Source organism: Rhizobium sp. 18055 (assembly GCF_902706285.1).
Taxonomy (GTDB): Bacteria; Pseudomonadota; Alphaproteobacteria; order Rhizobiales; family Rhizobiaceae; genus Rhizobium.
Genome location: NZ_CACSKD010000014.1, coordinates 123,286 through 135,872, shown reverse-complemented (window position 1 = coordinate 135,872; position 12,587 = coordinate 123,286). Strand labels below are relative to the sequence as shown.

Genomic DNA, 12,587 nt, shown 5'->3' with positions numbered 1-12,587 from the left:
GAGCAAGACGATGCGCGACATCATGGGCATGATGGGCAAAGTCAAGGAAATGCAGGCCAAGATGGAGCAGATGCAGGCGGAAATCGCCGAGCTCACGGCCGAAGGCAAGTCCGGCGGCGGTCTGGTGACCGTTGTCGTTACCGGCAAGGGCGAGATGCAGAGCCTGAAGATCGATCCGTCGCTGTTCAAGGAAGACGACGTCGAGATCCTCGAAGACCTGATCGTTGCCGCCCACAAGGACGCCAAGGACAAGGCCGACGCCGTTGCCGCCGAAAAGACCAAGGCGCTGACCGCAGGCCTGCCGATCCCGCCCGGCTTCAAGATGCCGTTCTGATCGAGCGCCGTGCGCAAATGCCAAAGCGCCGGCCCGAAAGCCGGCGCATCGATCGCGTTCCGCTGATTTACTTCGTGTGCTTCTGCGTATGATGCTTGGCCGGCTTGGCCTTCATCGGCGGCTCGAAGGTCAGCTTCAGATTGGCGATGCCGGCCGCGATATTCAGGCCTGATGTGCCCTCCACCGAGAGCGGCTGCAACGCCACCGATCCTTCGAGCCCACCGGCCAGCGCATTGGCGCCGAGCCCGAGGCCGACGGTCGCATTGGCCGCGACGCCGGAATAGCTGCCCTGCAGCACGCCTTCAGGGCGGTTGGCCGGCGCATAGACATACCAGATCAGCGTTCCGCCTTTCAGCACGCCGATATCGACGCCGATCTTGGTGATCGCGCCGCGGTAATGCTCGACATGCCCCGGAGACGACGGGGTAAACACGCAATCGACATCCCGCTTGGAGCCGATGATCATCCCGATCCCCGCCGATATATCGCAGGTCAGGGAACCGGCATGGACGCTGGTCGCCGCTGCCGATCCGGCCGGAAAGAACGTCGTCGCAGCCGAAACAGCCAGGGCGGCAGTGGTGAGTTTGAAGATGGACATGCGAGCCTCCTTCTCGTTGCACTCCGTTCCCGGAAAACTAGGGATCTCGCGCCCATCAGCAAGTGATCATCCTCTTAAATACTTCAGGCCCGTGTCTTCGCCGCCCGCAGGACGTCCCGGCCGATCGGCTTGGCCGGCTCGCTGCGCAACACCAGTGAGGTCGTCACCGCGCCATAGCGCGCAATGCTGTCGACGATCGTCTCCAGCGCCGATGGCGTCGGCACCAGCACCTTGAGAATGAAGCAGTCCTCGCCGGTCAGCCGCAGCACTTCGATCACCTCGGGCATCTCGGAAAACTGCTTCAGGCAGGTGCGGATATGCTCATGCGTCGTGCGCAGCCGGATCACCGCCATCATCCCGAGACCGAGTGCCGCCGCATTGATCCGCGCCCCGTAACCCTCGATGATCCCGCGCTCCTCCAGCCGCTTCAGCCGCTCGGAGGCGGCCGGTTGCGACAGCCCGACCTGTCGCCCGAGTTCCGACACCGAGATGCGGCCATCGGCCTGCATGATCTCGATGATCAGCATGTCGGTCGGATCAAGCGACCGTTCGATTATGTCTGCCATTCGCATGCACCTTCAATTCATCGGTTGCAGGGTAACTTACCCGATGGATTCCCATGTTGCTCGACTGAGATCTCGCGCAATTCTGTGCACGACGCAACAGCAGGGGAAATGCCATGAGAGAGATCATCACGCTGCCGGGGATCGGTGGTTCGGGCGAGGCGCATTGGCAGTCGCGATGGGAGGCACGCGAGCCCCGCATGCGCCGGTTTTCGCCATCGAGCTGGGACTTGCCGGATCTCGACGACTGGATCGAAGCGATTGATCGCGAGGTCCAGAAATCGGCAACGCCGCCGCTCTTGGTCGCCCACAGCCTGTCCTGCCTGCTGGTCCCGCATTGGTCCGCACGCACCGAACGAGTGGTCGCAGGCGCATTGCTGGTTGCACCACCAGACCCCAGCTCACCTGCGTTTCCGGCCGAGGCCTCAGGCTTTGCCGATCCACCTATTCAGGCGTTGCCGTTTCCCTCCATGATCATCGCAAGCAGCAATGATCCTTACAGCTCGCTCAGCTATGCCCGGTCGCTAGCAGATCACTGGGGCAGCGCCTTCATCGACATCGGCGCCCACGGCCACCTCAACGGCAGCAGCGGCCTCGGCGATTGGTCGCAGGGCAGGGCGGCGCTTGCAGCCTTCGAGGCAGGCCTCGGCTAGACCTGCGCCTTGAGGCCGGCGCGCAGCTTGTAGTGGATCGGGGCGGCGAGATAGCGGGCCCGATCCTCCGGCGACAGTCGCTTGCCGAACGTCGCCATCATCTCCGGCATCGTCACCCGCGCACCTTGAAATCGCTGTAGCGCGACCGCTTCACCTGCCGTCACCGTGCCACCCTGGATCACCCGGCAATAGAGACCGGGGCGTCCGGCCTGCGTGTAGCGCTTGACGAATTTCGGATCGCCCATGCGGGCTGAAAACGTCGCGCAGGGAATGCGCGCGCAGGTTACCTCCAGAACAACATCGCCGGCTATCAACCGATCGCCGACCGCAACCTCGGTATTGTCGAGCCCCTCGATCACCAGGTTCTCGCCGAACGTGCCCGGTTCGATCGTCCGCCCGAGTGTGGCCGACCACCAGTCCAGCGTAAGCGATCCCTCGACATAGACGGCCTGATCGACGCCGCCATGGTGCTTGCGATTGCAGATCGCGTCGCCGACCAGCCCTTCGGCATCGACGAGCACGCTGCCGGTCAGCGGGTGTTTGTAGATGCCGGTCTTGTAGCTCTTGCCCGGCAGCTTTTCAGCATTGCCGATGCAGACGGCGAGGATTTTCATGCGATCGGCCGTCCTTGGCTGTTTCCGTTTTGGTAACATATGGGCTAATAACCGCACATGGCAAAGCGAGTCACCGGTCCCGAAATCGAAAAACTGATCCAGCTCCTGGCAAAGGTGCCGGGTCTCGGCCCGCGCTCCGCAAGGCGTGCCGCCCTGCACCTGATCAAGAAGAAGGATCAGTTGCTTGGGCCGCTGTCGAATGCGATGGGCGAGGCCTATGACAAGGTCAAGATCTGCTCGCGCTGCGGCAATGTCGATACCTCCGATCCCTGCACAGTCTGCACCGACGACCGCCGCGACCAGTCGCTGATCATCGTCGTCGAGGACGTCTCCGATCTCTGGGCGCTGGAACGTGCCGCGGCGCTGAATGCCGCATACCACGTCCTCGGCGGCACGCTGTCACCGCTCGATGGCGTCGGCCCCGATGATCTCAACATCCGCGGCCTGATCGAGCGCGTCAGCGCCGGCGGCATCAAGGAACTGATCATCGCCGTCAATGCCACCGTGGAGGGGCAGACAACAGCACACTATATAACCGACCAGCTGGCCGGCCTGGATATCAGGATCACCCGGCTGGCGCATGGCGTGCCCGTCGGCGGCGAACTCGATTATCTCGACGAGGGCACGCTGACGGCAGCGCTCCGGGCGCGAACGGCAATATGAGGGACAATTGACCATGGGCAATCGCAATCTTCCCCTTCTCCCCGCCGGGGAGAAGGTGCCCGAAGGGCGGATGAGGGGGCTGATTGGCAGAACGCTTATTGCCCTTCGCTTTTACTCAGGGCGTTCTTCGCATGCGCTCAGAGCCCCCCTCATCGCCTCGCTATGCTCGGCACGTCTCCCCGTCGGGGCGAAGAGGGAGCGCGCCGCGGGCTTCGCAGCTCTTGTCATCGCCCTCACGAGCCTGCCTGTTGTCGCCCACGCCGCCCCCTCCAAGGCCGACGTCGAAGCGCAGTTCGAACGCTGGGTACAGGCCGATCTCTGGCCGGAAGCGCAAAAGAGCGGCATTTCCGAAAAAACCTTCAAGGCCGCCTTTGCAGGCGTCGAACTTGACTGGTCGCTCAACGATCTCGCCCCTCCTGGTTTCCCCAAGCCGAAGGAACAGAAACAGACGCAGGCCGAATTCTCGTCGCCGGCGCCGTATTTCAACGACGATCGCCTGAAGCGTCTCGCCGTCACCGGCCGCGGCTTTGCCTCGCAATATGCCTCGACGCTGAAGAAGATCGAGAAGACCTACGGCGTGCCCGGCTCGATCGTGCTGGCCATCTGGGGTCGCGAGACCGGCTTTGGCGCCGCCAAGATCCCCAATTCTGGCATCGAGGTGCTGGCCACCAAGGCCTTCATGTCGACCCGCAAGGAGATGTTCCGCACCGAACTGATTGCCGGCCTGCACATCATCGACGGCGGCGATGTCACCGCCGCCGATTTCAAGGGCTCGTCGGCGGGCGCTCTCGGCCAGCCGCAGTTCATGCCGACCAGCTACCTGAAATATGCCGTCGATTTTGATGGCGACGGCCATCGCAACATCTGGACCTCGGTCCCCGACACGCTGGCCTCCATCGCCAATTTCCTCGTCAAGAAGGGCTGGCAGCGCGACCGCAGCTGGGGTTACGAGGTCACGATCCCTGCTGCGGTCTCCTGCGCCCAGGAAGGCCCCGATCTCGGCAAGCCGATCGCCCACTGGGCCTCGCTCGGCATCGATCGGATATCAGGCAAGGCCTTCCCGTCCGACGAGAACAACGCCACCGGCATAATGATGGTGCCGGCCGGCCGCGACGGCCCGGAATTCCTGGTGACGCCGAATTTCTACACCATCAAGGAATACAACAACTCCGACCTCTACGCCCTCTACATCGGCAATCTGGCGGACCGCATCGCCTATGGCTCCGGCTCATTCCAGGGCCCGTGGGGCGATGTCGGCAAGATGCTGCGCTCCGACGTCGCCACCATGCAGAAGGCGCTGGAGAAAAAGGGCTATGACGTCGGCGGCTCCGACGGCCTGCCGGGCTACAAGACCCGCCGCTCGATCGGCCAGTGGCAGCAAAAGAACGGCATGAAGCCGACCTGCTATCCAGAAGCCCACATGATCGGCAAGCTGAAATAGTTTTGGAGACCTGCGATCGATCTCAGTGATGCAGATCGATCGGCGCCTTGAAGAACACGTCGTCATTCGGCGGAATGGCCTGCCGCTCGATCATCCGGTGCACATGCGGCGCAGTCTCGCCCCGGTGCAGGGCCCGCAGCCGATCGGTATTCTCGCCGTCCACCTGCGTCCGTCGCTGGTTGTGCCGGATATACTCGACCCAGGTCGGCGTATGATAGGTCTCCGTCCAGCTCCCCGGCTTCTCCAGGTCGCGCATCAGCGCCCAGTTGCGGGCGCCGTCGCGGATCCGGATCCGGCGGCGCTCGCCCATCAGCGCCATGAACTCCGGGAGGTCCCTGTCGTCTATTTCGTAATCCACCTGGATCACCACCGGCCCGCTGCGTGGCGTGATGTCGAGGCTGAGCGACGGTTCGGTGAACCGGTTGAGCGGATCGAGATTGAGCGAGGCGAAGGCCGGCATCGCGAATTTCAGGCCGATGACGATGCCGAACAGCATGACGATCGCCGACAGCAACAGCGCATTGGCAACGCCAAAGCGATCGGCGGCGATACCCCAGATCCAGCTGCCGCCGGCAATGCCGCCGAAGGTCACGGTCTGGTAGAGCGACAGCGCCCGGCCGACCACCCAGCGCGGCGTCGATAGCTGCACGATGGTGTTGAACAGCGACAGCGCCAGCACCCAGCAGCCGCCCGAGATCACCAGCCCGGCGCAGGTCAGCGCCGAATAGGGGCTAAGCGCGGCAATCGCTGCACTCAGCGCAAAGCCTGCAAACGACAGCCGCACGATCGTCTCGCTGGAGAATTTTTCCCGCAGCCGCGCATTCAAAACGGCGCCGCCAATCGCGCCGATGCCGAACGAGCCGAGCATCAGGCCGTAGGTCAGCGGCCCGCCGACCACCAGTTCCAGTGCCACGATCGGCAGAAGTGCCAGGATCGAGCTGGCGCTGATGCCGAAGATCAGGCCGCGCAACATCACCTTCTGCAGGTTCGGCGACATCGAGATATAGCGAAGCCCGGCGAAGATGGCGCTGCCCAGCGCCTCGCGCGGCAATGTCGAGACCGGGAAGGCCGGCTTCCAGCGTATCAGCGCATAGATCAGCGCAAAGTAGCTTAGCGTATTGACGGCGAAGGCGGCCGCCGCCCCTGCCGCTGCCACGATGATGCCGCCGAGCGCCGGGCCGACGCTGCGGGTGATGTTGAAACCGACGCTGTTCAGCGTCACCGCCGCCGGCAGATCGGCACGCGGCACCATGTCGCCGACCGACGCCTGCCACGACGGATTATTGAGCGCCGTGCCGCAGCCGAGCAGGAAGGTGAAGAACAACAGCAGCCACGGCGACAGCAGCTCCAGATAGGCAAAGACGCTGAGCAGCGCCGAGACGACAAGCATGAAACACTGCGCCGTGAGCATCACCCGCCGCCGGTCGAAACTGTCGGCAAGCGCACCCGAGACCAGCGAGAACAGCATGATCGGCAGCGCGGTGGAGGTCTGCACCAGCGCCACCATGTCGCCCGAAGTGGTGATCATGGTCATCATCCACGCCGCACCCACCGCCTGGATCAACCCGCCGAAGTTCGATGCGATGCTGGCAAACCAGATGGTGCGGTAGGTCTCGTGCCTGAGTGGTGCTAATGTCGAAGAAGTATATGCCACGATCTCTCCCGCCGATGCACTGCGCTTTGCTGTCATGCTATATAAGGCCAATGGCGATCATGGCTACAGTTCAGCCGCCTCCTTCGCGTGCTTGCCGACGGAGCTTGCAATTTCACGGAAACGGGCCTATATGGCTCTCAAATCTTGATCGTCTTGATGAAGAGTGGGCCGCAAGGACCCGCTCTTTTTTATTACCTCGATCACCCCAAATGCATGAAATTGCTAGGAGCCATCGCTTGTCGGATACGACGAACGCAGACAACACACCTGAGCCGCGGCTGATCACGGAGACCGGCCTCGACCAGCGCCTTGCCGACATCATCGAGCCAGTGCTTGTCGATATCGGCTTCCGCCTGGTGCGCGTGCGCATGCTCAACCAGAACGGCGCCACCATGCAGATCATGGCCGAGCGCAACGATGGAACGATGGACGTCGAAGGCTGCGAAGAGGTCTCGGTTGCCGTTTCTCCTGTGCTCGATGTGGAAGATCCGATCGATAAAGAGTATCATCTGGAAGTGTCTTCACCAGGCATCGACCGGCCGATGGTGCGCAAGTCCGATTTCGTGCGCTGGACGGGACACCTTGTGAAGTGCGAAACGTCGATCATGGTCGGCAATCGCAAGCGCTTCCGTGGCAAGATCGTTGCCACCGATACCGACGGCTTTACGCTGGAGCGCGACCAGGTTTCCGAGGGCGAAGAACAGACCATCGTTATTCCGTTCACGGCACTTGCCGACGCGAAACTCATTCTGACCGACGATCTGATCCGTGATGCACTGCGCGCCGACAAGCTGGCGAAGGCAGAGGCCGCGAACCAGAACGAAGCGGAAGACGAAGAATAAACCGATCAACTTGTGGCGCCGGGGAAAGGGAACCCTGAACGCCTAGACGGAGAGAAAAGACATGGCAGTCAGTGCGAACCGGCTCGAACTTCTGCAGATCGCAGATGCAGTGGCGCGCGAAAAGGTCATCGACCGCGAGATCGTGCTTGCCGCAATGGCAGATGCGATCCAGAAGGCCGCGCGCTCGCGCTACGGCACTGAATCCAACATCCGCGCAGACATCAACCCGAAGACCGGTGAAATCCGCCTTCAGCGTCTGCTCGAAGTTGTCGAACTGGCCGAAGACTATTCGACCCAGATCCCGCTCGAACTGGCCCGCGACCGCAACCCGGATGCAGCCCTTGGCGATTTCATCGCCGACCCGCTTCCGCCGATGGATTTCGGCCGTATCGCTGCCCAGTCCGCCAAGCAGGTGATCGTCCAGAAGGTTCGCGAAGCTGAGCGTGATCGCCAGTTCGACGAGTTCAAGGATCGCGTCGGCGAAATCGTCAACGGCACCGTCAAGCGCGTCGAATATGGCAACGTCATCGTCGATCTCGGCCGTGGCGAAGGCATCATCCGCCGCGACGAAATGATCCCGCGCGAAAACGTCCGCTACGGCGATCGCGTCCGCGCCTATGTCTACGACGTTCGTCGCGAACAGCGTGGCCCCCAGATTTTCCTGTCGCGTACCCATCCGCAGTTCATGGTCAAGCTCTTCACCATGGAAGTGCCTGAAATCTACGACGGCATCATCCAGGTGAAGTCGGTTGCCCGTGACCCGGGTTCGCGCGCCAAGATCGCCGTCATCTCGAACGACTCGTCGATCGATCCGGTCGGCGCCTGCGTCGGTATGCGCGGTTCGCGCGTTCAGGCCGTTGTCGGCGAGCTTCAGGGCGAAAAGATCGACATCATTCCATGGTCGCAGGACCCGGCGACCTTCGTCGTCAATGCCCTGCAGCCGGCTGAAGTCGCCAAGGTCGTTCTCGATGAGGACGCAGAGCGCATCGAAGTCGTGGTTCCGGACGAACAGCTGTCGCTGGCCATCGGCCGCCGCGGTCAGAACGTTCGCCTGGCGTCGCAGCTGACCGGCTGGGACATCGACATCATGACGGAAGCCGAGGAATCCGAGCGCCGCCAGAAGGAATTCAACGAGCGCACCAACCTGTTCATGGACTCGCTCGACGTTGACGAAATGGTCGGCCAGGTTCTGGCCTCCGAAGGCTTCGCGGCTGTCGAGGAACTGGCCTACGTCGAACTCGACGAAATCGCCTCGATCGACGGTTTCGACGAAGACACGGCCCAGGAAATCCAGACCCGTGCCCGCGAATATCTCGAAAAGCTCGAAGCCGAGATGGACGAGAAGCGCAAGGCACTCGGCGTTTCCGACGACCTGCGCCAGATCGAGGGCATCACTGCCCAGATGATGGTCGCGCTCGGCGAAGACGGCATCAAGACGATGGAAGACTTTGCCGGTTGCGCCGCTGACGATCTCGTCGGCTGGAGCGAACGCAAGAACGGCGAGACCAAGAAGTTCGAAGGTCTGTTCTCCAAGTTCGACGTCTCGCGCGTCGAAGCCGAACAGATGGTTGTCCAGGCCCGCCTCGCGGTTGGTTGGATCACCGAGGAAGACCTCCCGAAGGAAGCGGAAGCTGAAGAAGCTCCCGAGGCCGAGCAGGAAGTTTAATGTCTGCGCGTGAGCCTACCGTTTCTCCTGAAGACGATGATCTTGCGGGATATAACGAGAATGGTCGCATGTGCATCGTGACGCGCGAAAGCGGATCGCCGGATGAGCTGATCCGCTTCGTGGCCGCTCCCGATGGGACGGTGGTTGCCGATCTGAAGCGCCAGCTTCCGGGACGCGGCTGCTGGGTGAAGATCGACCGCGCTATGGTCGACAAGGCAGTGGCGAAGAAGCTCTTCGCCCGTGCCTTGAAAGCGGATGTGAAGGCGGCCGCCGATCTCGGCGAGACCGTCGAAAAGCTGCTGATGCAGCAGCTGATGCAGATGATGAACATGGCCCGTAAGGCCGGGCAGTTCATCAGCGGCTCCTCGAAAGTGGATGCTGCGATCAGGAGTGGCGCTGCCATCGCTGTGTTTCATGCGACGGACGCGGCAGCCGACGGCGTGAGGAAAATCGATCAGGCCCGCAAGGCCTGGCATCTCGGAATGGAAACCGAGGAAGAAATACCTTCCTACCACCTCTTCTCGGAGAGCGAAATGGAAGGCCTGATGGGTCAGAACGCTTTTATCCATGCTGCAGTGCTTGCAGGGCAGGCGGGTGAAGGTGTAGTGAAGCGCGCAAAGATGCTCGAACAGTACCGCAATGGCGGTCAGTCCCGGGCAGCGGGCGGCGCTGGCCGGCAAAAACAATGACGCGGTCACCGGACTTGTCCGGTCCCCAGATCATTGATCGACACTATTTGATTGACAGGGCCTGATGACGTCATCGCTCCCTGTCCGAAGGAACGGGAACGAATGACCGATAGCAATGACGACAAGACACTGAACGGACCAGGCAAGAAGACTCTGACCCTGAAGCCGTCGGGCGTAAGCCAGGGCACCGTGCGCCAGGATATGGGCCGCGGACGCACCAAGGCGGTCGTTGTCGAGACCCGCAAGCGGCGCCCGATGCGCCCTGAAGACGAACAACGTCCGATCACACCCGTGGCCGCCGCCCCGGCAGCGCCCGTTCGTGCCGCCGAGCCGGCACCTGCCCCTGTTGCAGCGGCGCCGACACCGGCACCGGCGGCTCCGGCGCCTGTTCAGGCCCGCGCCCCGCAGCCACAGCAGCCGCAGCGCAATCATCAGCCAAGCGGCCAGCAGCACAACCGTCCCCAGCAGTCGCAGCCTTCGCGCCAGCAGGATCGTCCGCGTCCGGTGGTTCTGAACCATTTGTCGCCGGAAGAAATGGATGCACGCCGCCGGGCGCTCGCCATGGCTCAGGTTCGAGACGCCGAAGATGCGGTCCGCCGCGTTGAAGACGAAAAGCGCCGTGCAGCCGAAGAAATCGTTCGCCAGGCCGCTGAAGCGGAAGAAGCCAAGGTTCGCGCCGCAGAAGAAGCGGTTCGCGCCGCCGAAGCTGCTGCCGCTCCGCCGGCACCTGTCGCTCCCGTGGCCGAAGCGCCGCGCGCAGCCGCTGGTGCACCGGTCGTTCGCCGCGCCGATGGCGATGCGTCGCCCCGTCCGGCTGCTGGCGCTGCTGCTGCAGCACCAGGCGTTCGCCGTCGCGAAAACGAGCAGGAAGAACGTCCGGCACCGCGCGGCGCTCCAGCCCGTGGCCGCGTCGTTCGTCCGGAACCGGCAAAACCTGTTACCACCCGTCCGAAGACCGAAGATGAGCGCCGTCGCGGCAAGCTGACGATCGGCACCGCAGGCGTTGACGACGACGGCACAGCCCGTGGTCGCTCGATGGCCGCCATGCGCCGCCGCCAGGAAAAGTTCCGCCGCAGCCAGATGCAGGAAACCCGCGAAAAGGTCATTCGCGAAGTCATCCTGCCTGAGACCATCACCATTCAGGAACTGTCGCAGCGTATGTCTGAGCGCGCCGTCGACGTCATCAAGTACCTGATGAAGGAAGGCCAGATGATGAAGCCGGGCGACGTCATCGACGCCGACCTCGCAGAAATCATCGCCGGCGAATTCGGCCACAGCGTCAAGCGCGTCTCTGAATCCGACGTCGAACTCGGCATCTTCAACGTTGCCGATGACGCAGGTGAACTCGTCTCCCGTCCGCCGGTCGTCACCATCATGGGTCACGTCGACCACGGCAAGACCTCGCTGCTCGACGCCATCCGCAAGACCAGCGTTGTCTCCGGCGAAGCCGGTGGCATCACCCAGCATATCGGTGCCTACCAGGTCGAACAGAGCGGTCATAAGATCACCTTCATCGACACCCCCGGTCACGCCGCCTTCACGGCCATGCGTGCTCGTGGTGCCCAGGCAACCGACATCGCCATCCTGGTGGTCGCGGCCGACGACAGCGTCATGCCGCAGACGATTGAATCGATCAGCCACGCCAAGGCGGCCGGCGTTCCGATCATCGTCGCCATCAACAAGGTCGACAAGCACGAAGCTGATCCGCAGAAGGTTCGTAACCAGCTGCTGCAGCACGAAGTGTTCGTCGAATCCATGGGTGGTGAAGTCCTCGACGTCGAAGTGTCTGCCAAGACCGGCCTGAACCTGGACAAGCTTCTCGAAGCCGTCCTGCTGCAGTCTGAAATTCTGGACCTCAAGGCCAACCCGAACCGCACGGCGGAAGGCACGGTCATCGAAGCCCAGCTCGACCGCGGTCGTGGTGCGGTTGCCACCGTTCTCGTCCAGAACGGCACGCTGCGCCCGGGCCAGATCATCGTTGCCGGCGACGTCTGGGGCCGCGTTCGCGCCCTGGTCACCGACAAGGGCGATCACGTCAAGGAAGCGGGTCCCGCCATGCCGGTCGAAGTTCTCGGCCTGTCCGGTACGCCGGCAGCCGGTGACAAGTTCGCCGTCGTCGAAAACGAGAGCCGCGCCCGCGAGATCTCGGAATACCGTCAGCGCCTGGCGCGCGACAAGGCCGCTGCCCGTCAGTCTGGCCAGCGCGGTTCGCTGGAACAGATGATGACGCAGCTGCAGAGCGCCGGCGTGAAGGAATTCCCGCTGGTCATCAAGGGCGACGTGCAGGGCTCGATCGAAGCCATTGCCGGCGCACTCGACAAGCTCGGCACCGACGAGGTGCGTGCCCGCATCGTGCATTCTGGTGCCGGCGGCATCACGGAATCGGATATCTCGCTGGCCGAGGCATCCAACGCCGCGATCATCGGCTTCAACGTCCGTGCGAATTCGCAGGCGCGTTCGTTCGCCGAGCGCGAAGGCATCGAGATCCGCTACTACAACATCATCTACGACCTCGTGGATGACGTGAAGGCAGCGATGTCGGGTCTGCTCTCTCCGGAACGCCGCGAAACCTTCCTCGGCAATGCCGAAATCCTCGAGGTGTTCAACATCACGAAGACCGGCAAGGTTGCAGGTTGCCGCGTCGTCGAAGGCAAGGTCGAACGTGGTGCAGGCGTCCGCCTGGTGCGCGACAACGTCGTCATCCACGAAGGCAAGCTCAAGACGCTCAAGCGCTTCAAGGACGAAGTATCGGAAGTTCCGGTCGGTCAGGAGTGCGGTATGGCCTTCGAGAACTACGAAGACATCCGTGCCGGCGATACGATCGAATGCTTCCGCGTCGAGCATATCACCCGCACACTCTGATCGTGCGA

12 protein-coding genes are annotated in these 12,587 nt (G+C 62.7%); 8 read left to right on the top strand and 4 right to left on the bottom strand.

The annotated features are described in order from the left end of the window. Window positions 1–10 precede the first annotated feature (10 nt). Window positions 11–334: a YbaB/EbfC family nucleoid-associated protein gene (locus GVL52_RS21695; RefSeq protein WP_160010971.1), complete on the top strand. Its 324-nt coding sequence runs from the start codon at window positions 11–13 to the stop codon at window positions 332–334. 67 nt (window positions 335–401) lie between these two features. Here GVL52_RS21695 and GVL52_RS21690 read toward each other — a convergent pair whose 3' ends face one another. Continuing rightward, window positions 402–932 (bottom strand): DUF992 domain-containing protein, encoded by a 531-nt coding sequence (locus tag GVL52_RS21690; RefSeq protein WP_160010969.1) that lies wholly within the window; start codon window positions 930–932, stop codon window positions 402–404. 83 nt (window positions 933–1,015) lie between these two features. Beyond that, window positions 1,016–1,498: an Lrp/AsnC family transcriptional regulator gene (locus GVL52_RS21685; RefSeq protein WP_160010968.1), complete on the bottom strand. Its 483-nt coding sequence runs from the start codon at window positions 1,496–1,498 to the stop codon at window positions 1,016–1,018. 113 nt (window positions 1,499–1,611) lie between these two features. Here GVL52_RS21685 and GVL52_RS21680 point away from each other — a divergent pair, with 113 nt between their 5' ends. Beyond that, a complete protein-coding gene (locus GVL52_RS21680) occupies window positions 1,612–2,148 on the top strand; it encodes an alpha/beta hydrolase (RefSeq protein WP_160010967.1) in 537 nt (178 codons plus the stop codon). Here the strand turns inward: GVL52_RS21680 and GVL52_RS21675 are convergent. Next, window positions 2,145–2,762 carry an MOSC domain-containing protein gene (locus tag GVL52_RS21675; protein WP_160010966.1) on the bottom strand — a complete coding sequence of 206 codons (618 nt, stop codon included), beginning with the start codon at window positions 2,760–2,762 and terminating at the stop codon, window positions 2,145–2,147. The genes GVL52_RS21680 and GVL52_RS21675 overlap by 4 nt on opposite strands. A 57-nt stretch (window positions 2,763–2,819) precedes the next feature. On the opposite strand from GVL52_RS21675, the gene recR reads away from it, so the two are divergent. Both recR and GVL52_RS21665 read left to right on the top strand, forming a co-directional pair. Beyond that, complete coding sequence (recR, locus tag GVL52_RS21670; RefSeq protein WP_160010965.1) at window positions 2,820–3,425, top strand: recombination mediator RecR; 606 nt, start codon at window positions 2,820–2,822, stop codon at window positions 3,423–3,425. Between the two features lie 13 nt (window positions 3,426–3,438). Further along, window positions 3,439–4,866, top strand: coding sequence for a lytic murein transglycosylase (locus GVL52_RS21665; protein WP_244619249.1), 1,428 nt, complete (start codon window positions 3,439–3,441; stop codon window positions 4,864–4,866). Between the two features lie 22 nt (window positions 4,867–4,888). On the opposite strand, the gene GVL52_RS21660 is transcribed toward GVL52_RS21665, so the two are convergent. After that, window positions 4,889–6,556, bottom strand: coding sequence for an MFS transporter (locus tag GVL52_RS21660; RefSeq protein WP_200847875.1), 1,668 nt, complete (start codon window positions 6,554–6,556; stop codon window positions 4,889–4,891). Between the two features lie 200 nt (window positions 6,557–6,756). On the opposite strand from GVL52_RS21660, the gene rimP reads away from it, so the two are divergent. From rimP to infB, 4 genes are all read left to right on the top strand, one after another. After that, the gene (gene rimP, locus GVL52_RS21655; protein WP_160010963.1) at window positions 6,757–7,362 is read left to right on the top strand and encodes a ribosome maturation factor RimP; all 606 of its coding nucleotides are present in this window, start codon (window positions 6,757–6,759) and stop codon (window positions 7,360–7,362) included. Between the two features lie 61 nt (window positions 7,363–7,423). Continuing rightward, entirely contained in the window at window positions 7,424–9,028 is a 1,605-nt protein-coding gene (gene nusA, locus GVL52_RS21650; protein ID WP_160010962.1) for a transcription termination factor NusA, read from the top strand. After that, complete coding sequence (locus GVL52_RS21645) at window positions 9,028–9,717, top strand: RNA-binding protein (protein ID WP_160010961.1); 690 nt, start codon at window positions 9,028–9,030, stop codon at window positions 9,715–9,717. Before nusA ends, GVL52_RS21645 begins: the two co-directional genes overlap by 1 nt. Window positions 9,718–9,819: 102 nt before the next feature. Next, on the top strand, window positions 9,820–12,579 hold the full coding sequence (gene infB / locus GVL52_RS21640; protein ID WP_160010960.1) for a translation initiation factor IF-2: 2,760 nt from the start codon (window positions 9,820–9,822) through the stop codon (window positions 12,577–12,579). The last annotated feature ends 8 nt before the right edge of the window (window positions 12,580–12,587 follow it).

What these genes read in the sequence shown, in the direction of transcription:
- GVL52_RS21695 (WP_160010971.1), top strand. Translation starts at nt 11, where the DNA reads ATGCGCGACATCATGGGCATGATGGGCAAAGTCAAGGAAATGCAGGCC.
- GVL52_RS21690 (WP_160010969.1), bottom strand. Translation starts at nt 932, where the DNA reads ATGTCCATCTTCAAACTCACCACTGCCGCCCTGGCTGTTTCGGCTGCG.
- GVL52_RS21685 (WP_160010968.1), bottom strand. Translation starts at nt 1,498, where the DNA reads ATGGCAGACATAATCGAACGGTCGCTTGATCCGACCGACATGCTGATC.
- GVL52_RS21680 (WP_160010967.1), top strand. Translation starts at nt 1,612, where the DNA reads ATGAGAGAGATCATCACGCTGCCGGGGATCGGTGGTTCGGGCGAGGCG.
- GVL52_RS21675 (WP_160010966.1), bottom strand. Translation starts at nt 2,762, where the DNA reads ATGAAAATCCTCGCCGTCTGCATCGGCAATGCTGAAAAGCTGCCGGGC.
- recR (WP_160010965.1), top strand. Translation starts at nt 2,820, where the DNA reads ATGGCAAAGCGAGTCACCGGTCCCGAAATCGAAAAACTGATCCAGCTC.
- GVL52_RS21665 (WP_244619249.1), top strand. Translation starts at nt 3,439, where the DNA reads ATGGGCAATCGCAATCTTCCCCTTCTCCCCGCCGGGGAGAAGGTGCCC.
- GVL52_RS21660 (WP_200847875.1), bottom strand. Translation starts at nt 6,556, where the DNA reads ATGACAGCAAAGCGCAGTGCATCGGCGGGAGAGATCGTGGCATATACT.
- nusA (WP_160010962.1), top strand. Translation starts at nt 7,424, where the DNA reads ATGGCAGTCAGTGCGAACCGGCTCGAACTTCTGCAGATCGCAGATGCA.
- GVL52_RS21645 (WP_160010961.1), top strand. Translation starts at nt 9,028, where the DNA reads ATGTCTGCGCGTGAGCCTACCGTTTCTCCTGAAGACGATGATCTTGCG.
- infB (WP_160010960.1), top strand. Translation starts at nt 9,820, where the DNA reads ATGACCGATAGCAATGACGACAAGACACTGAACGGACCAGGCAAGAAG.